Origin of the sequence: Halovibrio salipaludis (assembly GCF_002286965.1) — a bacterium.
GTDB lineage: Bacteria > Pseudomonadota > Gammaproteobacteria > Pseudomonadales > Oleiphilaceae > Halospina > Halospina salipaludis.
In genome coordinates this window covers 432883-456512 of the sequence record NZ_NSKD01000003.1, presented here as the reverse complement: position 1 = coordinate 456512, position 23630 = coordinate 432883, and the positions used below count along the sequence as shown (strand labels likewise).

23 protein-coding genes are annotated in these 23630 nt (G+C 61.2%); 17 read left to right on the top strand and 6 right to left on the bottom strand.

Translation table 11 applies throughout. The features are described 5' to 3' along the window. Positions 1 to 9 precede the first annotated feature (9 nt). The 11 genes from kdsA (at position 10) to rpoS (ending at position 9397) form a co-directional block, all read left to right on the top strand. A complete protein-coding gene (gene kdsA, locus CK501_RS09865) occupies positions 10 to 855 on the top strand; it encodes a 3-deoxy-8-phosphooctulonate synthase (RefSeq protein ID WP_095617539.1) in 846 nt (281 codons plus the stop codon). Positions 856 to 1053: 198 nt separating this feature from the next. After that, a complete protein-coding gene (eno, locus tag CK501_RS09860; protein WP_095617538.1) occupies positions 1054 to 2352 on the top strand; it encodes a phosphopyruvate hydratase in 1299 nt (432 codons plus the stop codon). A 31-nt stretch (positions 2353 to 2383) separates the two neighbouring features. Beyond that, the gene (locus CK501_RS09855; RefSeq protein ID WP_077530768.1) at positions 2384 to 2656 is read left to right on the top strand and encodes a septum formation initiator family protein; all 273 of its coding nucleotides are present in this window, start codon (positions 2384 to 2386) and stop codon (positions 2654 to 2656) included. A gap of 9 nt (positions 2657 to 2665) precedes the next feature. Continuing rightward, on the top strand, positions 2666 to 3397 hold the full coding sequence (ispD, locus tag CK501_RS09850) for a 2-C-methyl-D-erythritol 4-phosphate cytidylyltransferase (RefSeq protein WP_095617537.1): 732 nt from the start codon (positions 2666 to 2668) through the stop codon (positions 3395 to 3397). Further along, positions 3394 to 3888, top strand: coding sequence for a 2-C-methyl-D-erythritol 2,4-cyclodiphosphate synthase (ispF, locus tag CK501_RS09845; RefSeq protein ID WP_192497230.1), 495 nt, complete (start codon positions 3394 to 3396; stop codon positions 3886 to 3888). The genes ispD and ispF overlap by 4 nt, the downstream gene beginning before the upstream one ends. Next, positions 3885 to 4853 (top strand): tRNA pseudouridine(13) synthase TruD, encoded by a 969-nt coding sequence (gene truD / locus CK501_RS09840; RefSeq protein WP_143421417.1) that lies wholly within the window; start codon positions 3885 to 3887, stop codon positions 4851 to 4853. Before ispF ends, truD begins: the two co-directional genes overlap by 4 nt. Further along, positions 4850 to 5599: a 5'/3'-nucleotidase SurE gene (gene surE / locus CK501_RS09835; RefSeq protein WP_095617535.1), complete on the top strand. Its 750-nt coding sequence runs from the start codon at positions 4850 to 4852 to the stop codon at positions 5597 to 5599. The genes truD and surE overlap by 4 nt, the downstream gene beginning before the upstream one ends. Beyond that, positions 5600 to 6256, top strand: coding sequence for a protein-L-isoaspartate(D-aspartate) O-methyltransferase (locus CK501_RS09830; protein WP_095617534.1), 657 nt, complete (start codon positions 5600 to 5602; stop codon positions 6254 to 6256). Further along, positions 6253 to 7191: a DUF368 domain-containing protein gene (locus tag CK501_RS09825; RefSeq protein ID WP_095617533.1), complete on the top strand. Its 939-nt coding sequence runs from the start codon at positions 6253 to 6255 to the stop codon at positions 7189 to 7191. The genes CK501_RS09830 and CK501_RS09825 overlap by 4 nt, the downstream gene beginning before the upstream one ends. 254 nt (positions 7192 to 7445) lie before the next feature. Further along, positions 7446 to 8306 carry a peptidoglycan DD-metalloendopeptidase family protein gene (locus tag CK501_RS09820; RefSeq protein WP_095617532.1) on the top strand — a complete coding sequence of 287 codons (861 nt, stop codon included), beginning with the start codon at positions 7446 to 7448 and terminating at the stop codon, positions 8304 to 8306. 80 nt (positions 8307 to 8386) lie between these two features. After that, complete coding sequence (gene rpoS, locus CK501_RS09815; protein WP_233128881.1) at positions 8387 to 9397, top strand: RNA polymerase sigma factor RpoS; 1011 nt, start codon at positions 8387 to 8389, stop codon at positions 9395 to 9397. A 35-nt stretch (positions 9398 to 9432) separates the two neighbouring features. On the opposite strand, the gene CK501_RS09810 is transcribed toward rpoS, so the two are convergent. Both CK501_RS09810 and CK501_RS09805 read right to left on the bottom strand, forming a co-directional pair. Then, complete coding sequence (locus tag CK501_RS09810) at positions 9433 to 10326, bottom strand: cation diffusion facilitator family transporter (RefSeq protein ID WP_095617531.1); 894 nt, start codon at positions 10324 to 10326, stop codon at positions 9433 to 9435. A 116-nt stretch (positions 10327 to 10442) separates the two neighbouring features. Further along, positions 10443 to 12593 carry a heavy metal translocating P-type ATPase gene (locus CK501_RS09805; protein ID WP_095617530.1) on the bottom strand — a complete coding sequence of 717 codons (2151 nt, stop codon included), beginning with the start codon at positions 12591 to 12593 and terminating at the stop codon, positions 10443 to 10445. A gap of 86 nt (positions 12594 to 12679) precedes the next feature. Between CK501_RS09805 and CK501_RS09800 the strand changes: the two genes are divergently transcribed. From CK501_RS09800 to CK501_RS09775, 6 genes are all read left to right on the top strand, one after another. Continuing rightward, entirely contained in the window at positions 12680 to 13120 is a 441-nt protein-coding gene (locus tag CK501_RS09800; RefSeq protein ID WP_095617529.1) for a MerR family transcriptional regulator, read from the top strand. Between the two features lie 575 nt (positions 13121 to 13695). After that, positions 13696 to 14970 (top strand): TolC family protein, encoded by a 1275-nt coding sequence (locus tag CK501_RS09795; RefSeq protein ID WP_158223091.1) that lies wholly within the window; start codon positions 13696 to 13698, stop codon positions 14968 to 14970. Continuing rightward, positions 14970 to 16325 (top strand): efflux RND transporter periplasmic adaptor subunit, encoded by a 1356-nt coding sequence (locus CK501_RS09790; RefSeq protein ID WP_095617527.1) that lies wholly within the window; start codon positions 14970 to 14972, stop codon positions 16323 to 16325. The genes CK501_RS09795 and CK501_RS09790 overlap by 1 nt, the downstream gene beginning before the upstream one ends. Positions 16326 to 16362: 37 nt before the next feature. Further along, positions 16363 to 19473, top strand: a complete 3111-nt coding sequence (locus CK501_RS09785; RefSeq protein ID WP_095617526.1) for an efflux RND transporter permease subunit — start codon at positions 16363 to 16365, stop codon at positions 19471 to 19473. A 17-nt stretch (positions 19474 to 19490) separates the two neighbouring features. Further along, positions 19491 to 19832 carry a P-II family nitrogen regulator gene (locus CK501_RS09780; RefSeq protein ID WP_095617525.1) on the top strand — a complete coding sequence of 114 codons (342 nt, stop codon included), beginning with the start codon at positions 19491 to 19493 and terminating at the stop codon, positions 19830 to 19832. Positions 19833 to 20070: 238 nt separating this feature from the next. Beyond that, positions 20071 to 20649 (top strand): chalcone isomerase family protein, encoded by a 579-nt coding sequence (locus CK501_RS09775; protein ID WP_095617524.1) that lies wholly within the window; start codon positions 20071 to 20073, stop codon positions 20647 to 20649. Here the strand turns inward: CK501_RS09775 and nth are convergent. From nth to rsxD, 4 genes are read right to left on the bottom strand one after another with little or no spacing between them, the layout of a single operon-like run. Further along, positions 20646 to 21281, bottom strand: coding sequence for an endonuclease III (gene nth / locus CK501_RS09770; protein ID WP_095617523.1), 636 nt, complete (start codon positions 21279 to 21281; stop codon positions 20646 to 20648). The genes CK501_RS09775 and nth overlap by 4 nt on opposite strands. Continuing rightward, the gene (locus CK501_RS09765) at positions 21278 to 21988 is read right to left on the bottom strand and encodes an electron transport complex subunit E (RefSeq protein WP_095617522.1); all 711 of its coding nucleotides are present in this window, start codon (positions 21986 to 21988) and stop codon (positions 21278 to 21280) included. The genes nth and CK501_RS09765 overlap by 4 nt, the downstream gene beginning before the upstream one ends. Then, positions 21985 to 22632 (bottom strand): RnfABCDGE type electron transport complex subunit G, encoded by a 648-nt coding sequence (locus tag CK501_RS09760; RefSeq protein ID WP_095617521.1) that lies wholly within the window; start codon positions 22630 to 22632, stop codon positions 21985 to 21987. Before CK501_RS09760 ends, CK501_RS09765 begins: the two co-directional genes overlap by 4 nt. After that, entirely contained in the window at positions 22629 to 23630 is a 1002-nt protein-coding gene (rsxD, locus tag CK501_RS09755; protein ID WP_095617520.1) for an electron transport complex subunit RsxD, read from the bottom strand. Before rsxD ends, CK501_RS09760 begins: the two co-directional genes overlap by 4 nt.

The window sequence follows — 23630 nt, the reverse complement described above, 5'->3', positions numbered from 1 at the left end:
GCGTTCACCATGGCGTATAGCACCATCGACATCGCTGACCTGAGCATCGCCAACGACCGCCCGTTCACGCTGTTCGGCGGCATGAACGTGCTGGAATCCCGGGAGCTCGCGCTGGAAGTGGCGGACGCCTACAGCCAGGTAACCGCCCGGCTGGGCATTCCCTATGTCTTCAAGGCCTCCTTCGACAAGGCCAACCGCTCCTCCATGCATTCATTCCGCGGCCCCGGCCTGGAAAAAGGCCTGGCCATCCTCGAGGAAATCCGCGACCGCTACGGCGTTCCGGTCCTGACCGACGTCCACGAACCGCACCAGGCGCAACCGGCGGCGAACGTCTGCGACGTGATCCAGCTGCCCGCGTTCCTGTCACGCCAGACCGACCTGGTGGTCGCCATGGCCCGGACCGGCGCCGTCATCAACGTCAAGAAAGGCCAGTTCCTCGCGCCCCACGAAATGAACCACATCATCACCAAGTGCGGGGAAGCCGGTAACGAGCGGGTCATACTGTGCGAACGCGGCACCAGCTTTGGCTACAACAACCTGGTCGTGGACATGCTCGGTTTCGGCGCCATGAAGAAACTCGGCGTGCCGGTGTTCTTTGACGTCACCCACGCCCTGCAGATGCCCGGTGGCCGTGCCGACTCCGCCGGCGGCCGCCGCGAACAGGTTACCGAACTGGCCCGCGCCGGCCTGTCACAGGGCCTGGCCGGCCTCTTCCTGGAAGCGCACCCGGACCCGGACCAGGCCAAATGCGATGGCCCGTGCGCTCTTCGGCTGGAACAACTCGAGCCGTTCCTTGCTCAACTCAAACAACTGGATGACCTCGTGAAGGGATTTAATCCTTTGGACACGGCGTGATCGGAGCGTTTAAAGAGGCGTGTCGGGCAGTCCTGTCCGGGATTGTCTGGAGCCATGGATGGCGGAAGACAAGCGTACAGGGACGTATTCACAGCGTATCCCGGACAGGACTGCCCGACATGTCTCCTGCAATGACTTCCAGACTTGATTTCATTTCCTGAATCAGAGACTGATTCAAAGATAAGAGAGGTTGAACGGATGACAACAATCGCCAACATCAAGGCCCGCGAAGTCCTCGACTCCCGCGGCAACCCCACCGTCGAAGCCGACGTGATCCTCGAATCCGGCCAGATCGGCAGCGCCTGCGCACCCTCCGGCGCCTCCACCGGCTCCCGGGAAGCGCTCGAACTGCGCGACAAGGACAAGAACCGCTACCTCGGCAAAGGCGTACAGAAAGCCGTCGCCGCCGTGAACGACCGCATCCGCGGCGCCCTCAAGGGTATGGATGCCGCCGACCAGCGCGCCATCGACAATGCCATGCTCGAGCTCGACGGCACCGACAACAAACAGAACCTCGGCGCCAACGCCATCCTGGCCGTATCCCTGGCCAGCGCCAAGGCCGCCGCCACCGCCCTGGGCAAGCCCCTGTACGAACACATGGCCGAAATCAACGGCGCCGCCGGCCGGTTCTCCATGCCCGTGCCCATGATGAACATCCTCAACGGCGGCGAGCACGCGGACAACAACGTCGACATCCAGGAATTCATGATCCAGCCGGTGTCCGCGCCGACCTTCCGCGAAGCCTTGCGCTGCGGCGCCGAGGTGTTCCATAGCCTCAAGAAGGTCCTCAACAGCAAGGGCCTGAACACCGGTGTGGGCGACGAAGGCGGTTTCGCGCCGGACCTCCCGTCCAACGAAGCTGCGCTCGAGGCCATCCGCGAAGCCGTGGAAGGCGCCGGCTATACCCTCGGCAAGGACGTCACCCTGGCGCTCGACTGCGCCTCCTCCGAGTTCTACAGCGATGGCGTCTACGACCTGAAAGGCGAGGGCAAGCAGTACAACGCCGCCGAGTTCAGTGACTATCTTGCCGGCCTGTGCGACCGCTTTCCGATCGTCTCCATCGAGGATGGCATGGACGAAGGCGACTGGGACGGGTGGAAAACCCTGACCGAGCGCCTGGGCAGCAAGGTCCAGCTGGTCGGGGACGACCTGTTCGTGACCAATACCCGGATCCTCAAGGAAGGCATCGACAAGGGCGTCGCGAATTCCATTCTTGTGAAGTTCAACCAGATCGGCAGTCTCAGTGAAACCCTGGATGCCATTCGCATGGCGCAGGATGCGGGCTATACTGCGGTTATCTCGCATCGTTCGGGCGAGACCGAGGACACCACGATCGCGGATCTGGCCGTGGCCACCAGCGCCGGGCAGATCAAGACCGGGTCCCTCTGTCGTTCCGATCGGGTGGCGAAATACAATCAGCTGCTGCGGATTGAAGAGCAGCTCGGGGATCGGGCCGAGTATCGCGGTCTGACCGAAATCAAGGGGCAGGGGGGCTGAGGCACCCCTGACGCGTCAGGGAGCGTCGTGCATGAAATGGTTGTGGGGCATTATGGCCGTGCTGACCCTGCTGCTGCAGGTCCGGCTCTGGGCGGGTGAGAACAGCCTGCCCCACGCCTGGGCCCTGCAGGAGCAGATCGATGAGCAGAAGACCATCAATGCCGGGCTCCGTCACCGTAACGAGGAGCTGTTCGCCGAGGTGAACAACCTCGGCGACGGCACCCGTGCGATCGAGGAGCGCGCCCGTCGCGACCTCGGCATGATCGGCGAGGATGAGACCTTTTTCCTGGTTGTGGAGCCCTGAACCGTATCCATGCCGCCCAATGCCGCCTCAGACGGCCTCCCCCCAGCCATTGTTATACCCGCCGCGGGCGTCGGTGCCCGTGTCGGGGGCGAGCGCCCCAAGCAGTACCAGTATCTCGGTAACGCCTTCCTGATCGACGTCACCCTTGAGCGGCTGGCCCGGGCAGTGCCTGGCGCAGCCCTCATGGTGGCTCTGGGGGCCGGGGATGGCTGGTGGGCGTCTACCCGCAGCGCGGCGGCAGACTGCGTCCGTACCTGTATTGGCGGCGCCACCCGTGCCGAGTCCGTGCTGAGCGCTCTGCAGGCGCTGGCACTTCCTGAGGAGCACCCCGTACTGGTGCACGATGCCGCCCGCCCCTGTATCACAGGAGGGGATATCCACGCCCTCATGGAAGGGGTTGGCAGCAGCGAGGCCGGAGGCCTTCTGGCCCAGGCAGTCACGGATACGATCAAGGAAGTGGATGGGGCCCGCCATGTGCTGGCAACCCGGGACCGGAGCCATCTCTGGCGGGCCCAGACCCCCCAGCTGTTTCCCGCCGGGGTGCTGGAACGGGCGCTGCTCAGGGCTGCGGCAGCCGGGGCGCCGGTAACGGATGAGGCCTCGGCGGTGGAATATCTGGGCCTGAAGCCGCTCGTGGTACCGGGCCGGGCGGACAATATCAAGGTGACCCATCCGGGGGACCTGGCCATGGCGGCATGGCTGATCGAACAACAGCAACAGGCCGGAGGGGCCGTAACATGATACGAGTCGGGCAGGGGTTCGACGTCCACGCCTTTGAGGAGGGCGATCATATCCGCATCGGTGGCGTGGTCATCCCTCATGATCAGGGACTGCGGGCGCATTCGGATGGAGACGTGCTGCTGCACACCGTCAGCGATGCCCTGCTGGGGGCCATCGCCCTGGGCGATATCGGCCACTGGTTTCCCGATACCGAACAGCGCTGGCGGGATGCGGACAGCCGTGCGCTGCTGCGCGAGGTCTATCGTCAGGTGCGGATGCAGGGCTACCAGCTGGTCAATATTGATGCCACAGTCATGGCACAGGCGCCGAAGATGGGTCCCCATGTGGATGCCATGCGCCACAACATCGCGGAAGACCTGGCGGTGAACCCGGAACGGATCAGCGTGAAAGCCACCACGACCGAACGGCTGGGGTTCGTCGGGCGCGCCGAGGGCATTGCGGCCCAGGCGGTCTGTCTGGTCGAAAGCCGTCGCAGCGGCGGGGGCTCGTGACGGGCTGGCGCCTGGACTGGCCGCGGGCCGGGGGAGAACCTGTCGGAACCGGCCGCATCCGTGTGGACCCGGGGGATTTCGGGGTCACTGAGAACCTGGGGTGGTCTCCCGACGGTGAGGGCGAACACCTTCTTATCCAGCTTGAGAAAAGCGGTGACAACACCGATTGGGTTGCCCGTGGGCTGGCGCGCGTCTGTGGCTGTCCTGCAGCTGCGGTGGGTTATGCGGGGCGCAAGGATCGCCATGCCGTCACCCGCCAGTGGTTCAGCCTGCCCTGTCCGCCCGGGAGAGCGGATGACGTGCTTCAGGCTGTTTCCGCGCAGTGGCGGGTTCTGTCGGTAGACCGGCATAGCCGCAAGCTGCGCACCGGCGAACTGGCTGGCAACCGCTTCCGGATCCGGGTAAGGGATCTTGAGGCGGACAGTGCCGCCCTGGCCGCGCGTTGGCAGGCGCTGGCAAATAGCGGCTGTCCGAACTATTTTGGACGCCAGCGCTTTGGGCGTGATGGGGCCAATCTGGAGGCTGCCGCGCAGCTGGACCCGCAACGCCTGAAGCGCCCGCGTGAGCGGGCCCGCTCCGGCATGCTGCTGTCCGCCGTGCGCAGCTGGCTGTTCAATGAATGGCTGGCCGGGCGACTGGCAGCGGGCGATTGGCGGCAACAGCGGGAGGGGGACCCGGAAACCTCTCCTTCAGGGCCGATGTTCGGTGACGACAGCTGCGGGGCCGAAGGGGCGCTGGCAGAGGCGGAACTGGCATTTGCCGGGCAGTACCCGGAGTTCATGGCACTTCTGCGGGCCACCCGCATGCGCCCGGCACGTCGCAGCCTCGCGCTGAAACCGCTAGACTGCGCTCTGGAGCAGGAAGGCGACAGTGCCGTTTTTGATTTCTTCCTGCCTGCCGGTGGCTTTGCCACGGTGGTACTGACTGAGATTCTGGATCTGGAGGACGGTTCCCGAACGCCATGAAATTGCTGCTTTCCAATGACGACGGTGTCTATTCCCCGGGGCTCAAGGCACTCTACGACGCTCTGGAGGACCTGGGGGACGTGCGTGTTGCCGCCCCGGACCGGGATCACTCCGGCGCCAGCAACGCACTGACCCTGACACGGCCGCTTTCCGCGACCGATGTACCCGGTGGTTTCACGGCCATCGACGGTACGCCCACGGACTGCGTTCATCTGGGCATCGGGGACATGTTCGGGATTGAATTCGACCGGGTCATCTCCGGTATCAATACCCACTCCAACCTGGGTGATGACATCCTTTACTCGGGGACGGTGGCTGCTGCGGTTGAAGGGCGTCTGCTGCATCATCCGCCGATTGCGGTTTCGCTGGCCAACCAGGGTAACTGGCGTTTCGATACGGCGGCGCGGGTGGTCCGCAGCCTGCTGCTGCGCCCGGATCCGCTGGCAGTGCCGCCCAGAACGGTCCTCAATGTGAATGTACCGGATGTGGATTGGCATGAGCTCAGGGGCTTCCAGATCACGCGCCTGGGCCATCGTGGCCGGGGGGAGCTGCCCCAGCGGGTCCACTGTCCGCGTGGACGCGAGCGGATGTGGATCGGTGCCGCCGGGGACGAGGATGATGCCGGCCCTGGTACGGACTTCCACGCCATCCGTGAGGGCTACGTGTCCATTACACCGGTGAAAGTGGACATGACCCACTATGATACGTTCCAGAACCTGAACGACTGGCTGAAAGACGGACTCTGAATGAATACCGAACTCCAGGGGATCGGCATGACCTCCCAGCGCACCCGGATGCGGCTGGTGGAGCGTCTCAGTGATGAAGGCATACAGCGTGTGGAAGTGCTGGACGCCATCGCGAATGTGCCCCGGCACATCTTCCTGGATGAGGCGCTGTCACACCGTGCCTATGAGGACACGGCGCTGCCCATCGGCTACCAGCAGACCCTGTCCCAGCCCTATGTGGTCGCACGCATGACCGAGATGCTGCTGGCTGCCGGCGCCACGCGAATCCTTGAGCTGGGCACCGGATCCGGCTACCAGGCGGCCATCCTGGCGTATCTCGGCAAGGAGGTTTACAGCATCGAGCGCATTGGTGGTCTTCATCGCCAGGCCCGGGAGCGCCTGCAGCGGCTGGGTTATCGCAATGCCCACCTGCGCCTGGGGGATGGCAGCCAGGGTTGGCCGGAAGCCGCGCCCTTTGACGGCATGATCCTGACGGCATCGCCCGGGGATATACCGGCAGCGCTGTACGACCAGCTGGCGGACGGCGGCAGCATTGTGGCACCGCTCGGCCGTGATACCCAGATGCTGACCCTGATCACCCGCAACGGGGACGAATTCGAGCGCCGGGAGATTGAGCCGGTGCGCTTCGTGCCCGTGCTCGGTGGCGTGGTGCGATGAACCGGACCCACACCCAGTCCGCTCCCGGTATTGTGGTGCGAGGTTGTCTCATGGGGGCTGCGGATATCGTGCCGGGGGTGTCCGGCGGCACCATGGCGTTGATCACCGGTATCTATCAGCGGCTGCTGGCCGCGCTTGGCAATATCCCAGCAGCGGCGCTGACCCTGGTGCGCGACCGCAGCCTGGTCCGGGCCTGGCAGACCATGGACGCAAACTTCCTCCTGCTGCTTCTGGGCGGCATTCTCTTCAGCGTTGTGACCCTGGCGCACGGTATCGGGACACTGCTGGATGAGCATCCGATGCTGGTCCGTGCTTTTTTCTCCGGCCTGATCATTGGGGCAGTCCTCCATGTGGGGCGGCAGATTCCCCATTGGTCACTGACTGCCGGGATGGGGCTGGGCCTGGGGACCCTCGTGGCCTGGGGCATTGCCCAGCTGACGCCCGCCACCCTGGCCCTGACACCGTTGATCGCTTTTGGGGCCGGATTTGTGGCCATCTCGGCGATGGTTCTCCCCGGTATTTCCGGCAGCTTCATCCTGCTTCTGCTCGGTCTCTACGAGCCGATCCTCGATGCCATCCGCGAGCCTGCTCTGGCAACGCTGGCGGTGTTTGCCGGTGGCTGCGCGCTGGGGCTGGTCGCCATGGCCCGCCTGGTGGCGGCGACCCTGGCCCGCTTTCCCGCTGTGACGCTGGCGGTTCTGACCGGTTTCATGGTCGGTTCGCTTACCAATCTGTGGCCCTGGAAGCGCGCAGTGGCCTGGCGCACCGGCTCGGGCGGGGAAGCCGAGCCACTGCTGTATGAGAATCTTGCGCCCTGGCGCTATACGGAGCTGACGGGTGCTGCTTCCCAGACCTGGACGGTGCTGGTGCTGGCGTGTCTGGGGCTGGGGCTGATCCTGCTGGTTGAGTGGTTGGGTCGTTGTGGCAAGTCGTAACTGGTTGCCTGGCCGTGCGGGGCATACACTTGAGACGGATCACGCGACAGTCGGAAGTAACGCACGGCTTTTGCGTGATCTGTTACGCCCACTGTTCCCACAGGTAACAGTTCGGGGTGGGTGGGTAACTGAATTCTGGGTAAAAATTATCCTGACAAAAGAGCAATTTACCCGCGTCTCCTCAGAGGCTCGTGAATATTCAGGATTTTTTTAGAATAAAAATATAGAATCAATAGCGGAAAGTTCTAGTACGGATGGAGTTCAAAACGGTCAGAAAGGCTGTACGGAACCAGGCGGGAACCGGGATTCGAACAATCCGAAAACCGCTCCTGGCCGTTCTGGTATTGCTTCTGGTTGGTGGCTGCAACTCCACGGATCTGCTCCTCGACAGTGATTACAACCCCAGAGTGAACTGGGGGCATCACCGTGTCTCGAAGGGTGAAACCCTTTACAGCATCGCCATGCGTTATGGCTGGGATTACCGCAGACTCGCGGCTGCCAACGATATCGAGCCCCCCTATGAGATCCATCCCGGTCAGGTGATCCAGTTCGACGTTGAGGCGCCGGATGACTTCAGGCGCTCCGGTGGTGGCTCGGCTTCATCCCCATCATCCGGCACCGCTTCATCGTCAACCGGACGGGCGTCCGGATCATCCGCGCAACCCGCAGACCAGACGCGGGCGTCACCCCAGGCTTCCCGGAGTAACAATGCGTTACCGGCATCTGATGAAGCGTCATCCGAAATCGATTGGGCATGGCCCCATTCTGGCCCGATTATTGCGAAATATTCATCCGACGGCTCCGATGTGAACAAAGGTGTTGATATCGGAGGTGACGCGGGAGACCCCGTCAGGGCCGCTGCGGATGGCAGCGTGGTTTACGCCGGGAACGGGTTGCTGGGTTACGGCAACCTCATCATCGTGAACCACAGCGAGACCTTCCTCAGCGCCTATGCCCACAACCGGACGATCCTGGTGGAAGAGGGTCAGAACGTTGGGCAGGGCGATACCATCGCCGAGATGGGGGATTCGGGCGCCGACAGGATCATGCTCCACTTCGAGATACGGAGACGGGGCGATCCGGTTAACCCGATGCAGTACCTTCCGCGTCGCTGATCCGGGACTTGCGGCCCATAAGAAGTCGAACAAGGCCGGAAGTGTTCAAGGGGTAGATCAGTTAACGCAGGGTGAAAGCTATGTCGGAAGAGATGGTTCAGGAAGCAGCGCTCGATGCATCGGCGGAAGAGGCGGTGATGGATCCGGAAGAGGCCGTGGCCGCCAGCGAAGAAGCCACAAAGCTGGATGGGGATGCGGCAGCGCTTGAACGTGCCCGCTCCAGAACGTCGCGTTACAGCTATACCAGCCGCCAGCAGCAGGCGGATGCCACACAGCTCTATCTCAACGAGATCGGGTTTTCACCGCTGCTCACACCGGAAGAGGAAAAGCACTACGCCCGGCTTGCACGTGATGGCGACGAAAGCGGCCGCCGGCGCATGATCGAAAGCAATCTGCGCCTGGTGGTGAAAATCGCCCGGCGTTACGTCAACCGCGGCCTGACGCTGCTGGACCTGATCGAGGAAGGCAATCTGGGTCTCATCCGGGCCGTGGAAAAGTTCGATCCGGAGCGTGGTTTCCGGTTCTCCACCTACGCGACCTGGTGGATCCGCCAGACCATTGAACGGGCCATCATGAACCAGACCCGCACCATCCGTCTGCCGATTCATGTGGTGAAAGAGCTCAACCTCTATCTGCGGGCGTCCCGTGAACTCAGCCAGCAGCTGGATCACGAGCCGACGGCCGAGGAAATCGCTGAAAAGTGCGAAAAGCCGGTGAAGGATGTGAAGCGGATGCTCGGCCTGAACGAGCGGGTTGCTTCCGTGGATACGCCCATCGGGCACAATGGCGACAAATCCCTGCTCGACACGGTACCGGACGAAGGTTCCGCCGACCCGGCTGCCCTGCTGCAGGAGAACAACATTAAGGGCTGCCTCGGCCAGTGGGTCGACCAGCTCAGCGAGAAACAGCAGGAAGTCCTGTGCCGGCGCTTCGGCCTGCGGGGGTATTCAACCATGACGCTGGAGCAGGTTGGCGCGGAGATCGGGCTCACCCGCGAGCGGGTCCGCCAGATCCAGGTGGAAGCTCTGCGTCGCCTGCGTGAAATCCTTGAGAAGGAAGGCCTTTCCGGGGATATGCTCTTCGAGGCCTGACGCCCTTCGCCGCCCGCGCTCGCGGGCGGTTTCCTTCAATCTCTGCCGAAGAGACTAGCGCCTTCGTGCTGCTGATTCGACGGCTCCAGCTCGAGCGTCGTGTGCTGAATGCCGAAGCGGCTGTCCAGCTCGCGCCTGATCTTTTCCTTGAGCGCGTGCTGTTCTTTCCAGAGCGAATCAACGACGACGATGTGGGTATCCAGAGCCGCCGCATTTTCTTCCATCAGCCAGAAATGGGCATGGTGCACGCCCTCGACACCATCGAATTCACGGATGCAATCGAGTACTGCATCCGTGTCGATGTCTGGTGGGCTGCCCAGCATGAGAACACGAATGACACCACCAACCTCGTTGGCGGAAAGCCAGAGTATGTAGCCTGAAATCAGTAGAGTGATCAGTGGATCAATCAGTCGCCAGTCGTACAGCACGATGAGCACCCCGCTGACTACAACTGCGACCGAGGTCAGCGCGTCACTGAGGTTATGAAGGAAAAGGGCGCGGATGTTGGAACCGCCGTGCTGGATGGACCCGGTGAGGACGGTGGTGAGTGTGTCCACAACCAGTGCCAGCACCCCGAGAGCAATGACCGCCATGCCGGCGACTTCGGTGGGATCCAGAAGGCGCATGATGCCTTCAAACCCCAGGTAAAGCCCGATCAGGATGAGGGATGTGTAGTTGACCAGTGCCGCCACGGTTTCCACCCGACCGTAGCCGAAGGTCATGGCTGGATCCGCCGGCCGCCTTGCAATGCGTCGTGCCACCAGCGCTATAACCATTGAGGCCATGTCCGAGAAGTTATGCAGGGCATCGGCGATAAGGGCAAGGCTGCCAGAGAGGATGCCTCCGACAACTTGAGCAAGAGTCAGTAAAAAGTTGCCTACAATCGCGATGCCGACCCGCCGGTCTCCTGCTGAATGATCATGGGCCATTTTTTGCTCCAGTCTGATTTAGTCGTTTAAGGGATTATTGTGGTCAGAGATTACCTGTGTAAAAGAAGCTTTGGTTTCCCATTTCCAGAGAAGAGTTTATGTTTGATTTGAACTCCTCACTGGAAGCGATAACCCAATAGCCGCATCGCGTTCACGGTAACCAGGACGGTGGCGCCGGTATCGGCCATTACCGCGATCCAGAGGCCGGTAATGCCCAGTGCTGTGGTCACCAGGAAAATCGCCTTGAACCCCAGGGCCAGCGCTACGTTCGTCTTGACGTTACGCAGCGTGGCGCGTGACAGGTCGATCAATTCAGCGATACCCGTGACCCGGTTTTTCAACAGGGCGGCATCGGCGGTCTCCAGCGCCACATCGGTGCCGCCACCCATGGCGATTCCCACATCCGCTGCGGCAAGCGCCGGCGCATCGTTGATACCGTCGCCGACCTTGCCGACGGGACCCCGGCCATTGGCCTGCCACTCGCGCAGTCGATGCGCCTTGTCCTCGGGCATAAGCTCGCCATGGGCCTCGATGCCCAGCGTCCTGCCGATTGCCGCGGCGGTGCGGGCATTGTCACCACTCAGCATCACCGCTTTGACACCCAGCCGCTCAAGCGAGTCCAGCCCCTCCCTGGCATCCGGGCGAGGCTCGTCGCGCAATGCGATGCATCCCAATAGCTGCTCACCTTCAAGTAGCACGGCCAGGGTCTTACCCTCGTTTTCCAGGGCTTCGAGTCGTGAGCAATGCTGCGGCCAGGCTTCAAGCAACCCGGCGATTGAGCGGGGACTCACCAGTTTCAGGGACCGGCCTGCAAGCCAGCCGGCCACACCGGAACCTGAGAGGGCATGGGCCCCTTCAATACTCGGAATTTCAAGATTCCGTTCGCGCGCGTGGGCCACGATTGCGGTTGCAATTGGATGGCTGGATTCCTGTTCGAGCGCGGCAGCTTCGCGCAGCACTGCCGATTCGTCATCTGCATCGGCCCAGACCTCAATATCAGTCACCTGTGGCGTGCCTGCGGTCAGGGTGCCGGTTTTGTCCAGGCCGATTGTCTTGAGTTTGCCGAGGGTTTCCAGCACGGCGCCACCCTTGATCAGCAGCCCCCGGCGAGCCGCGCTGGAGAGACCGGCGGCGATGGCCGACGGTGTGGAGATGACAAGGGCACAGGGGCAGGCGACCAATAGCAATGCCAGCGCGCGATAGACCGATTCGGACCAGGTCATGCCCAAGGCAAAGGGTGGAACGGTTGCCATCAGAACGGCAATGGCAACGACCGCAGGCATATACCACTGGGCGAACCGGTCAATGAACCGTGCCACCGGGGCCTTCGCCGCCTGGGCATCTTCCACGAGACGGATGATCCGAGCGATGGTGTTGTCCTCCGCGCCGCGCGTCACCTCTACCCTGAGCACCCCGTCGAGGTTGATGGTTCCGGCAAAAACCCCCTCTTCAATCTTCCTGTAGCGTGGCTCCGACTCACCGTTGATCGGCGATTCGTCCAGGTGGGAACCCCCTTCAACAATCGTCCCATCGCAGGGCACCCGGTCGCCGGGGCGCACCAGTACCCATTGGCCGGGCTTCAGGGTGCTGGCGGAGACTTCACGATGCTGCCCCTCCTCAAGCAATTGGGCTGTCGAAGGGGTAAGGTCAGCGAGCGCGGAAATACTGCGGCGTGCGCGGGCCGAAGCCACGCCCTCTAGAAGCTCGCCAACGGCAAACAGGAAGACCACGACAGCGGACTCGGCTGCGGCATCAATGAGCAGCGCCCCGCCGGCGGCGATGGTCATCAGCATCTCGATCGTGAAGGGCTGACCCACGCGCAGCGCACGCCAGGCCGCCTGGGCGATGGGAACCAGCCCTACCAGCGTAACAACGACAAACGGCCCACTGCCCAGGGCCGGCCAGATTAAGTGAAGAGCGAGGGCCGCAACCAGCAAGGCGCCAGTGGCGAGTACCAGCTTCCCTTTGGGGGTCTGCCACCAGGTGTCGGGAGCGGCTTTTGCTACTGACCCATCTGCATTACCCTCGGAAGCCAACGAGTAGCCGAGGTCACGAATGGCCCGCTCTATGGCCTGAGAGGAAGCAATAACGCCTTCTCGGGTGACGACGTCGACGGTCCCCACGCTGGCGTTGGCGTTGACCTCCGCTACATCGTCAAGCCTCGCGATGGCGGCTTCAACCTTGCGCTCGCAGCCACCACAGTCCATGCCTTCCACCCGGAAACGCTGGTGTTCACCGCCGGTCGCGCTCTGTGATTGATTGCTCATCGAAATCCTCCAGCGCATTGCGTTCATGAGTACTGACGAGCAGGATATTCCCTAAAGCCACTAGAGGTTCAAGCCATGGGATATGTATGAGGAGCCAGGACACTTCGAGCCTGTCCATTGGTGCGCTGGCCAAGCGTACCCACTGTAAGGTCCAGACGATCCGCTACTATGAGCAGATCGGCCTGATGCCGCCACCCGAGCGTAATGCCGGCAACCAGCGGCGCTACACGGAAGCTGCCGTCAGGCGACTGACGTTTATCCGCCATGCCCGTGATTTTGGATTCACCGTGGAATCAATCCGGGAGCTGCTCGACATGTCCGACCGGCCCGATATGCCCTGTGACCATGTTGACAGCTTGGCCCAACGTCACCTTCAGGAGGTTGAAACAAAGCTGGCGCGCCTTTCTTCGCTACGTGAAGAGTTGCATCGCATGATTCTGCAGTGTCAGGGCGACAGAGTTGGGGAATGCCGTATTATTGAAGTGCTCAGTGATCATCAATTATGCCGTTATCATGGGCAGGAGTGATCTATTCAGGATTTGTGCTGGTCTAGTACGCTGAGTATTGTGATTGGTTCTTTCTGTGGTAGTCTCTTTTTGGCTTTAAAACAGTCACACCGTATTGTAGTCCTCGAAGGTAACGAAAGCCGATGCATCTGCGAGCAACCTCAATGTTCGTGAACAATCAGCGATTAGGTCGTCGGCTCAGCGTAGTTCTGGCGGTTCTATTCGTGGCGCAGCTGTTGCTGGGGGCTGGACTTCACTTCCATCAGTTGGGAGATTACGGACTCTCCGACTCGGGCACGATCCACGCGGATTTCTCCCATGAGCTGCATGGGGACCAGAATGGCCTTGATACGGAGTCGGTAAGCCGGGAGCAGTCTGGCGACTGGTCTGTTGAACTGTTAGTTAATCATTGGCCACAACCTATCCTTTTCACCGCAGCCCCGGTCGACGTGGGCTCGCAGCTCGTACAGGCACCTCAGCCACCACCACGCTACACCCTTCCTCAACCCCGCGATCCACCCCACGCCTGAACAAATCCAGTCCGCGGTATGCGTTTTCCGCATGCCATATGAATGATTGCGTATTGGAGAAAACCCATGCGGCACATGGTGAAGTGTGTCTGCAATGTCAGGCGTTTCCCCTGGGCAGTGATCGCCGCCCTCACGCTGGTAGCAGCGGGCCGTGTCTATGCCGGAACCTGGACATTGCAGCAGAGCATTGAGCGGGCGCAGTCCGTCTCGCCCCTCATTGAACGTGAAAAGGCAGCCCTTGCCAGTGAAAAGGGTGAGTACGAGGAATCCGGCGTTTGGCCGAACCCTACCCTGAGTGTTTCGGCGGGCGATGCGCTTGGGCAGGAACTGCAGACCAACGACATCCGCGTTCAGAACGTACAGCTGATGCAGCCCATTCCCATTGGCGGTCGCACGATGGCGGATGCCGACGCTGCGAAAGAGTCCGTTTCGGCGGCGCGTTCCGGTGTGACCAGTGCATCGCTTGCCGTTGCTCACGATGCAGCTCAACTGTATCAGCGTTTGGAGCACGCCAACGCACAGATGACCATTGCAAAGCGCCAGACGCAGCAAGCGGATCGTTTCGAGCGCATTGCCCAGAAGCGTGCGGACAGCGGGGATATCGCGGTTCGCGAAGCCAGCCGCCTTTCGGTGTTGGCCGCGAAGGCGGAAGCTACGCTGTCCGACGCCCGTCGGCACCAGGCAATGGTACAGGAGCGCTTCCGGAACCTGCTTGATATCGAAAACACTGATGACCTTCAGCTGAGTAGCGCTCTGGCGTTGAGAGAGGTACCTGGACTGATGGCTCTGAAGTCCAGGCTTACGAGCCACCCGGCACTTCAACAGGCACGCCAGCAAACCGAGTCCGCGAGGGCGCGTGCGCGCGAGGCGAGTGCGTCGCGTATTCCGGACCTGAACCTGACGTTCAGTCACAAGCGGTTTGCACTGCGAGGTGAAGAGGAGAACGCCTACGCGGTAGGGCTGGGTCTGGAGGTTCCGCTTTGGACAACTTATGGAGGGCGTGAAGCGGCTGCCCGAGGCAGAGCTGATCAGGCTCAGCAGACCATGAGGGATCGGCGTCGTGACCTTGAGCGACAGCTAGCGACGGCGTATGCGTCACTCAGCCGTTTGATGACGCGCCTGGAGCGCCATGAGCAACAGATACTTGAACCCTCACGCAAGGTCCTCAGGCAGAGCGAGCAGGGCTATCGCGCCGGCAACGTCACGCTCACGGAGCTTATCGATGCCACCCAATCCGTCTGGCAGGCCGAACGCACGCGCGAGGATCTGCTGTTGGACGCACGTCTGGCGAAACTGGAATTGAAAGAGGCGGCCGGTCTGGCCCCTGGGGAGTCGTTGTAATGAACCACTGGAAAACGCTCATGATACTGATGCTGGCCGTATTGCTGACCGCGTGTGGCAATGGTCAGGAACAGAATGCCTCGCAAACAGGGCACAGTGAAAAAGGCCATGAAAACCATGCTCAGGAGGAGCAGGGCCATGACGGTCACAGTGAGTCGGGCCACAAAGACGGCGAAGGTCATGATGACCATGGCGGATCAGGCCACAAGGAGGGCGGCGAGCCTTCCGGTGAAGGTGATCACGGAAGCGCTTCGGAAGGAGAGCATACAGGCGATCACGGCAATCGGGAACTGGTCCTCTCGGATAAGGTGATCCGTGAATTCGGAGTCGAGATTCGTGAGGCCGGTCCGGACAAACTGGCACTCAAGCGGACGTTTCCGGGGGAGATCGTTTTTGATGAAAACTTAATCACCCATGTGACAGCCCGTGTATCGGGGCGTGCTGAAGAACTGCTTAAGCAGAGTGGTGAGAAGGTTGAAAAAGGTGAGGTTCTGGCGGTTCTCTCAAGTCGGGAGTTGGCCCGGGTACGCTCGGACTATCTCTCCGCCAAGGCCAGCCTTGAACTGGCTCGAGCCACGTTTGAGCGCAAGCAACGCCTGGCGGAAGATCAGATTGCATCCGAGGCAGAACTTCAGGAAAGCCGCCAGGCACTCAGCGATGCGCAGGTCAAGGTGGAGCTGGCGCGTCGCGAGCTTCGCACCCTGGGTATGACGGCACAGGGTATCGAGGCGCTGGACCTTGAGGGCAATGACAGTCTGGCCCGCTATGAACTGACTGCGCCCGTGAACGGCACGATCATTGAGCGGCACCTCACTCGTGGTGAAAGAGTGGATGCCCGTTCCTCCGGGGATTCTCCCTTCGTGATTGCCAGTCGTGAGCAGGTCTGGGGCCGGATCAGTATCTTTCCCCAGAGCATTGATGATGTCAGACCCGGCCAGAGTGTCACGGTCAAGGCGACCGATTCGAATGCGTCCGCGACCAGTCCCATTACCTATGTCACACCGTTGATGCATGAATCCACCCGTTCAGCGAAAGCCCGCGTGGTACTGGATAACGCCTCGGGACAGTGGTACCCCGGTCAGTTCATCACGGGCGCGGTAACGCTGGATACCGTTGATGCAGAGGTTGCTGTACCCAAGAGCGCGGTACAGAACATGGATGGTCAGCCCACTGTGTTCATCCGTACCGAGAAGGGGTTCAGGGCGAGTCCAGTGAAACTGGGGCGTGAGGCCGACGGCAAGGTTGAAATCCTGGAAGGACTCGCCAGTGGTGAGCGTTATGCCGCGGTGAACACCTTCACCGTTAAGGCAGAGTTCGGTCGGGATAAGCTTAAAAACGCAGGCCACTCGCATTGACCTGGCTCTCGATGGTCGCGGTTAAAGGAATTATTTGATGATTGAACGATTTATTGATCTGGCGTTGAGGAACCGCCTCTTGATGGTGGTCTTTGCTCTCATGTTGCTGGGGGGTGGAATCTGGAGTTGGGAGCGGCTGGGTGTCGAGGCCGTTCCCGATGTGTCACCCAAACTGGTTCAGGTGTTCACACCCACCGCGGGTCTCGCCCCGACTGAGGTGGAAAAGTACGTAACCTACCCGGTTGAGCGGGCGATGACTGGCCTTCCCAATGTGCGCGAGATCCGGAGTGTATCCAACTTCGGATTGTCTGTGGTCAGTATCTATTTCGAGGATGAGACGGACATCTACTTTGCCCGCCAGGTGGTGGGAGAGCGCCTGCCGAAAGCGAAGGAGGCCATTCCCGACGGCTTCGGTTCCCCACAGATGGGGCCCATCGCCACGGGGCAGGGGCTGGTGCTCTACTACTACCTTGATGCGCCGAGGGACGAATACAACCTGACCGAGCTCCGGACCATTCAGGACTGGGTTGTCAAGCCCCAGATGGAGACCGTAAAGGGGGTTACCGAGGTTCTGGGGATTGGTGGCTTCCAGAAACAGTTTCAGGTCAACGCCAACGCCAATGCACTCCAGCGTTACGACCTGACTCTGAAGGATGTTATTGAACGTGTTGAATCCAACAACCTGAACGTGGGCGCCCAGTACCTGGAGAAGAATGGCGAACAGTTCGTAATCCGCTCTGAAGGGCTTGCCCAGAGCATTGAGGATCTGGAGTCGATTACCGTTAAAACCCATGAGGGCAATCCGGTCCATCTTCGTGATGTTGCGACCATTGAAATCGGCGGTAAGGTCCGGCAAGGGATGCAGACCCTGAACGGCGAACAAGAAGTCGTCTCCGGGATGGTCGTGAAGCTCTATGGTACGAATACGTCTGGCGTCATTGAACGCGTTGAAAAGCGGCTGGAGAAGATTCAGAAGAGTCTGCCGGAAGGTGTCAGGATTGTTCCCTACTATGAACAGAAGACGCTGGTTCAGAACAGTGTCGATACCGTAACCAATGCATTGCTTCAGGGCATTGGCTTGGTCGTGGCTGTACTGCTCGTGTTCATGGGGGGCATCCGTCCCAGTGTGGTCGTTGCCACGGCTATTCCGTTCTCGGTCCTGTTTGCCGTGGTCGGGATGTATTACTTCGATATCTCAGCGAACCTCATGAGTCTCGGTGGGCTTGCCATTGCCATTGGCCTGATGGTGGACGGTACGATCGTGATGGTAGAGAACATCGACCGACATCTTCGTGAGTCCTCCCCTGAAGAGCCCCGCATTCATGTAGTGGGTCGAGCCTGTCGCGAAGTCGCCCAGCCTATCCTGTTCGCGATTGCGATTATCGTGATTGTCTTTATCCCCCTGTTTACCCTGACCGGCGTTGAGGGTAAGACCTTCCGGCCTCTCGCCTACACCGTCGCACTGGCCATGTTCGGGTCACTGATCTACGCCCTTTTCCAGACACCGGTTCTGAGTGATCTCCTGATGCGGCGCCCACGCGCTGACAAGGGAGACGGGGAATCGAAGGAATCGCCTCTGGTGCGCTGGATCCTGGTGCCTTATCTCCCAATGGTTCGGTTCTTCGTCCGCAAGCGATTTGCGGCGGTGACGCTGGCGCTTGTCCTGCTGGCTGCGGGGGCTGCCATTTTCCCGCAACTGGGGTCCGAGTTCCGCCCCAAGCTCAATGAGGGAGATCTGATCGTGAATCTGACGTTGGCTCCCTCCATTTCACTGAGTGAGGCCAAGCGTCAGACGATGCTCGCGGAAAAACGGATACTGTCCGTCCCCGGGGTGAAGAAGACCGTCAGTCGGATTGGTCGGGGCGAAGTTGGCGCTCATGCTGACCCGATCAACAGTGTCCATTCGCTGGTTGTACTGGAGGATCGAAGCCAGTGGAGCCAATACGGCTACGAGTCGCAGGCCGATATTGAAGAAGCGATCCGTAAAAAGCTCAAGGGCATGCCCGGCATCATGACCAATATGACGCAGCCAATCCAGCTGTCAGTGGATGAACTGGTGGGGGGCGTCAAGTCGGAGCTTGCCATAAAGCTGTATGGAGACGATCTCGGTATCCTCAAGGATAAGGCTGACAGGATTGCCAGTGTGGTACGTGAGGTTCCCGGTGCGGCTGACGTCCAGGCAGAGCAGGTCACCGGGGCACCCCAGCTGCGTATCAGGCCAGACCGTGAGGCCCTGGGGCGCTACGGCATCGACCTTCAGACGGTGCAGCATGTGATCCGGAATGCCGTGGGCGGCACGACAGCCGGCCAGGTCTATGACGGTGTGCGCCGGTTTGATATCTACGTGCGCTATCAGGAGCAATTCCGGGATGATGCAGAATCCATTGGCAATATTCTCGTTGAGGCGCCAGGTGGGCAGGAGGTACCGCTGAGTCAGCTGGCAACGATCGAGTCCATTGAGGGGCCACGGCAGATCAGCCGCGAGGATGCCCAACGATACATCACGGTACAGGCCAATGTGGTCAACCGGGATATGGGCGGCTTTGTTGAGGCAGCCAAAAAGCAAATCGACCAACAGGTAGAGATTCCCTCCGGGTATCGCCTGGACTGGGGGGGGCAGTTTGAGCTGCAGCAGAAGGCCAATGCCCGCTTTGCTGTCGTGATCCCGATTACGTTGGCACTGATCTGCCTGTTGCTTTATATGAGCTTCGGTTCGATCCGCAATACGGCACTGATTCTGCTCAATATCCCGCTTGCCCTGGTGGGCGGTATAGCAGCCCTCTGGCTTGGCGGACTGAATCTTTCGGTTCCGGCCTCGGTGGGCTTCATCGCCCTGTTCGGGATTGCATTGGAGAACGGGATGGTCCTGGTCACCTACCTGAACCAACTGGTCAGGTCTGGCGTGCCTGTGGATGAGGCATCAATACGTGGCGCCAAATTGCGTGTTCGGCCAGTCCTGATGACAGCCGTTACCAGTTCCCTGGGCCTTTTCCCACTGTTGTTCGCGACCGGAACGGGTAGCGAAGTGCAGCGTCCGCTGGCAGCCGTCGTGGTTGGTGGGCTGGTAACATCGACAGTGCTGACCTTGTTGGTGCTGCCGGCGCTCTATAAGTGGTTCTCGGCTCGTGTTGAAGTTGACGAGGGCTGATACTGGGAGGAAAAGCGATGAAAAAAATTGAAGCATTCATTAAAGAGGATCGGATTGAGCCGGTCGCCAATGCCCTTCGGGGCATTGACGGCCTTTCCGGCGTCACCGTTATTCACGCGGAAGGGTTCGGGCGGCGCGAGGCAGCCAACGAGCGGGAACCGAGCCCGGAGATGATTCATGATTTCAGGGGGGTTGGTCGTCTTGAGACGTTCTGCAGTGATGAGCTTGTTGAGAAGGTTGTCGAGACTTTGAGAGAAGCCGCGCATACAGGCTTGCGTCATGACGGCAAGATTTTTGTCCTGCCTGTTGATGATGCAATACGGGTCGCCTCAGGAAAGCGGGGACCTGACATTCTATGAGTGCACCTGACTATTAGAAGTGCATTTGGTGGATGCCCCTTGGTCGGGCATCCAATGTGAAACTTGCCCTGGCGTCCGGATCTTGTGGCCAAAAATGCCAACGCGTTGAGAACTGATGGACATTTAACGCGGATTGACGATGCTATGCTCCCCTCGGTCCTGCGTTGTGGCCGCCGGGCGCGAGGGATTGCCCGGCATCACCCGAAATCCGTAACAGAAAAAGAAAGGGGATCTTTCAATGAAATCTATGCTTTCGCTTGCCTTTGTCCTGCTGTGCGCACTGACGCTGCCGGTCCAGGCAGAGGGTATGACGGTTGGTGGGGTTGAGCTGCCCGGCACCATCAATGTGGAGGGCAACGACCTGACGCTCAATGGCGCGGGTGTGCGCTCCAAGTGGTTTATGAGCCTGTACGTGGGCGGCCTCTACCTGCCGGAGAAGATGGACGATCCCATGGCGATCGTTGAGTCAGACAAGCCCATGGTCATCCAGCTCGACATCATTTCCGGCATGATCGACAGCGAGAACATGACGGAGGCCACAATGGAAGGCTTCCACAGCTCGACCAATGGCAACATCGAGCCGATCAAGGCCGAGATTGACGACTTCCTGGGGCTGTTCGAGGAAGAGATCAAGGAAGGCGACCAGTTCAAGATCGCCTACGTACCCGGTGAGGGCATCGTCGGCTACAAGAACGATGAGCGCATCGGTACCGTTGATGGTGGTCTCGAGTTCAAGAAGGCGGTGTTCGGCATCTGGCTCGGCAAGGAACCCGCACAGGAAAGCGTGAAGACCGCGATGCTGGGCGGCGAAGGTTAATCCACCGCTTTCTCCTTGTACTCGCACAGATCCTCGATGACGCAGCTGCCGCAGCGTGGCTTGCGGGCCAGGCAGGTGTAGCGGCCATGGAGGATCAGCCAGTGATGCGCGTCCTTGAGGTACGCCTTCGGGACGCGCTTCATCAGCTTGTCTTCAACCTCCCGCACGTTTTTCCCCGGCGCAATGCCGGTCCGGTTCGCAACCCGGTAGATGTGCGTGTCCACCGCCATGGTGGGCTGATCAAAGGCGGTATTCAGGATCACGTTGGCGGTCTTGCGGCCCACGCCGGGTAACGCCTCCAGCTCCTTGCGGGTCTGTGGTACCTGCGAATCGTGCTTATCAACCAGCATCCGGCAGGCCTTGATGATGTTCGTGGCCTTGCTGTTGTAGAGCCCGATGGTCTTGATGTACTCCTTCAGGCCCTCTTCCCCCAGTTCCAGGATCGCCTCCGGCGTGTTGGCGACGGGGAACAGTTTCGCCGTTGCCTTGTTAACGCCTACGTCAGTGGCCTGGGCGGAAAGCGTTACGGCCACCAGCAGCTCAAACGGGGAGCTGAAGTTCAGCTCCGTGGTGGGCGCGGGGTTGGCTTCCTTAAGGCGGGCGAAGATGGCTTCACGCTTGGCGTCGTTCATGAGAATGTCCCCGTTACGCGGACCCGCTTGTGCCCGCTTTCCACGGGCGCCTGGCGGGCCTGCTGCTGTTGCTGGATATGGTGATCGATGCGGTTCCGGAGTGCGATGATCAGGCCCAGGCCGATGAAGGCACCGGGGGGAAGAACGGCGATCAGCGCCTGCCGGTAGTCCGGGAAGACCGTCAGTGTCCAGCCCCGGGCGGCCTCGCCGAAGAGCAGGTGGGCGTCCGCCAGAAGCGTGCCGTAGCCCACCAGTTCGCGCATTCCCCCCAGGAGCACCAGGACGGCGAGAAACCCGAGTCCGGTCATCAGGCCATCCAGGGTTGCCTTGGGCAGGGGGTTACGGCTGGCGAAGGCCTCGGCTCGGCCCAGGATGGCGCAGTTGGTGACGATAAGGGGAATGAAGATGCCCAGGATCTGGTAGAGCCGATAGGCATAGGCCTGCATGATCAGCTCGGTACAGGTCACCAGGGCGGCGATGATCATCACGAAGGCGGGCAGGCGCATGGAGTCGGTTACCCGGTTGCGGATAAGCGACACCGCCATGTTGGAGCCGGTGACCACCATCAGCGTGGCCAGGCCCAGGCCAATGGCATTGACCACCGTGTTGGTGACCGCCAGCAGAGGGCACAGGCCCAGCAACTGCACCAGCGCCGGGTTGTTGTGCCAGAGGCCGTCTCGGATGATCTGGTTGGCACCTGTACTCATGGTGTTCCGGCTCCCGTTTCCCCGCCTTCGCTGTTGAACAGACGGTCGTGATGCGCGGCCGTGAATGTAAGCCCGCGTTTGACGGCATCCACGACGGCGCGGCTGGTGATGGTGGCTCCGCTCAGGGCATCAAAGGCACCATTCTGGCCAACGCGCCATTGTTCAGGGTTTGGATTGTCCAGTGAGCGGCCATTGAAATCCAGTATCCAGTTGCTCTTCGCCACTTCGATGGCATCGCCCAGCCCCGGGGTCTCGTGGTGATCGGTGGCGCGTACGCCCGTGAGCGTCCCATCTGCCCGGATGCCGAGGATCAGCTCGATGCGGCCGGAGTAACCATCCGGTGCCGTGACCGGAAGGATCAGGATGGGATCGGCGTCGCCGGGAGTGACCCGTATGGCCTCGGCGCCTCCACGGATACCGGTCACGTCGTTCCGTGGCAGAGTGATCGGACGGGTGGCCCCGGCTGTCAGGGACACATCGTCCGGCAGCACGGCAGCGCGGGCCCTTGCGGTCGCCAGTTCGCGCTGCTGCTCGATGCGCTCGGCGGTGAGGATCTGGGTGACGCCAATGGCCCCGGCCGTCAGGGCCGCGAACAGGCCCAGTCCCAGGGCATTGCGCTGGATGGCCTGGAGTGCCTCGCTCATGACGGCACCCCCCGCCCCGCACGTTTATGGCCTCGTGTCCGCGGCCGGGTGTAATAGTCCAGGAAGGGCACGGCCAGGTTCATCAGCAGCACGGCGAAGGCGACTGCGTCCGGGTAACTGCCCCAGGCTCGGATGGTGTAGAGCAGCACACCAATGCCGGCGCCGTACCAGAGCTTGCCGCGGTTGGAGGTGGCGGCCGAGACCGGGTCGGTGGCGATGAAGAAGGCGCCCAGCATGGTGCCGCCGGCCAGCAGGTGCAGGCTCAGGGGCACGGACTGGTCCGGGTCATAACCGAACAGCAGGGCCATGATGGTCAATGCCCCGAGCAGACTGACCGGAATGTGCCAGGTGATGATCCGGCGCTGGATCAACAGCAGGCCACCGGCAAGAAAGCCCAGGTTGACCCATTCCCAGCCCAGGGCGACCCGATCGCCGTAGATGGGCGCGGTGGTAACCTGGCTGGCGATGGCACCGTCAATGGCATGCTTGTAGTCATCCAGGGGCGTGGCGCCGGTGAAGGCGTCCACGGAGGTCGAACCCAGGCCGGTGAACACGGACAGGCTGTCCAGGAGGCTGAGCGGTGTCTCCTGCAGTGACAGCGGCAGCGCCCAGCGCGTGCTCATGGCTTCCGGGAAGCTCACCAGAACCAGGGCGTAGCCCACCATGGCGGGGTTGAACAGGTTGCTTCCGAGCCCGCCATAGAGGTGCTTGGCCAGGATGATGGCACTGGCGGTGGCCACCAGCGCGATCCACCAGGGCAGCAGTGGCGGCAGGGACAGGCCCAGAAGCAGGCCGGTCAGCGCGGCACTGCCGTCCATGAGGGTGTGCTGGACCGGGCGGGCGCGAATCCAGAGGATCAGGGCCTCGGTGGCCATGGCAATGCCCATGCACCAGAGCACGTTGATCAGCACGCCCCATCCGAAGAAGTGGATGAGCGCCAGCAGGCCGGGCAGGGTGGCCGCCATGACCCAGAGCATGATCCGCTGGGTGGTCAGCAT